We start from the raw sequence: 1,708 nt of genomic DNA on the forward strand, positions 1-1,708 counted from the left end.
AAAGCATGCTTCATTCTCTTATCCTTGCTTTGTGCTTTTACTGCGAATGCTACATTCTCCACTATAGTTTGGTGTTGAAACAGCGCTGGGTGCTGGAAAATTAGTCCTACATTGCGGGATTCTGTTGCGATTACTACTCATATTGTGGTATCCAGCAGTACGTTCTTTGTAAATGCGTTATGCTTTTATTATGTGTAGAGTCCGAAAAGAAGTTCCAACTGGAATGAGAGGTAACTCCTAGATAAAAAGCTGTTCTTAACTCGATAATGCTGACGAATGATAATATGGGCAATATTTCACTAAATATAAGAAACAAGAAATGTGTCTTATAAGCATCAGCAGTAAACCCTATGAAACACATACCTAAAGCGAAGCAGAATCCATACATATGGAATGAAACAAAGGTCCCCACTCTGCTACGCGAGATTTTCTTCGATATATCTATCTTGATCTTGAAGGGCAGAGAATGCATCTCCAGTGGTATGAGTCACCGTACGGAAATTATACGAATACTCCATCACAAAGGAGAAGGACCCATGCATATGAAACAGGGGTCTCCACACTACATAGCATAAAGATTTCTTCAATCTCTGGTAAGGAGGAGCACAAGCGTCAAAGCATAAAACTTACTCCAAGAATAGGTATTGTTCTGTAGAGCCATAACTAATGCGATGCTGGCAAAGATCATGCACTAACATCATAATATCTACCGCGTAATCTAAAATAAAAATGCATTTTTACTGGAATTAGTCGCAAGACATAAAAACTATACTGATGCTCCAGTAGAGAAGAATAGGACCTATGCCCCATAAAACATGAGAAACACACAGCATAAAAGAGTGCTTTTCTGGGTATACAATCACAATGAAGGGATTAACGTATTGCTAGTTCAACTTGTGGTATAATTATGAGAGCGATTGCATGGTTTATAGCCATTGTAATGGCTCTTCAGCGCAACACGGTACACAGATTCAACATTAAAATAAGGTCTCCACACTACATAGCATAAAGATTTCTTCAATCTCTGGTAAGGAGGAGCACAAGCGTCAAAGCATAAAACTTACTCCAAGAATAGGTATTACTCTGTAGAACCACGATTAATGTGATGCTGGTACGGGAGTCATTACAGTGTTCATCATCGCTTTAATGCCCTCGTAGACGAACATATAGATTCTACGCCAAAACACATTGCACTGGATACACCTGAATCAGACTGTCTTGCCCGATGTACACGTCCCCCAATCCCAGGTCTTTGAGCTTCAGCATCCACATTGATATTCTCATTAGCAGGCTGTGCAAGGGCAGGTAAACTAGATCGCGCTGTATTAGCAGCGGTTACCACGTGTTGTATATGCTCCTGATTATTAGTCTCACGCGGCACATTGGATGTATCAAAACATATTGCAAAGCGCCTTGTTCCTCCAGACGCACGCTCACGGTCACATGAGACGTCAGAGTGATGAAAGAGAGTGAATCCAAGCAATACAAGAGGCAGTAAAAGTAATGAAACCATCGTTGCAGCAATAGAAAAAACACCAGCTATACCAGCTACTACTGCTCCAATAGAAACGGCAACGACACTTCTGAAAAAGCCGCACTGTGGGCTTCGATTCTCACTCACACTAGATGATGTGACCAAAGCGTAAGCATCTTCGCCAACGTCAACAGGGTGCACACGCAAGCACAAACATGCACATAGAAAACTCTT

General features: G+C 41.3%; 2 pseudogenes. Both read right to left on the minus strand.

The features are described from left to right. A pseudogene (locus tag KPX09_RS05185) lies at positions 1–131 on the minus strand (ABC transporter ATP-binding protein); the annotation flags it as partial. A gap of 1,004 nt (positions 132–1,135) precedes the next feature. Then, positions 1,136–1,708 (minus strand): annotated as a pseudogene (locus KPX09_RS05190) (hypothetical protein); the annotation flags it as partial.

Source organism: Anaplasma phagocytophilum, from assembly GCF_023476575.1.
GTDB classification, from domain to species: Bacteria; Pseudomonadota; Alphaproteobacteria; order Rickettsiales; family Anaplasmataceae; genus Anaplasma; species Anaplasma phagocytophilum_A.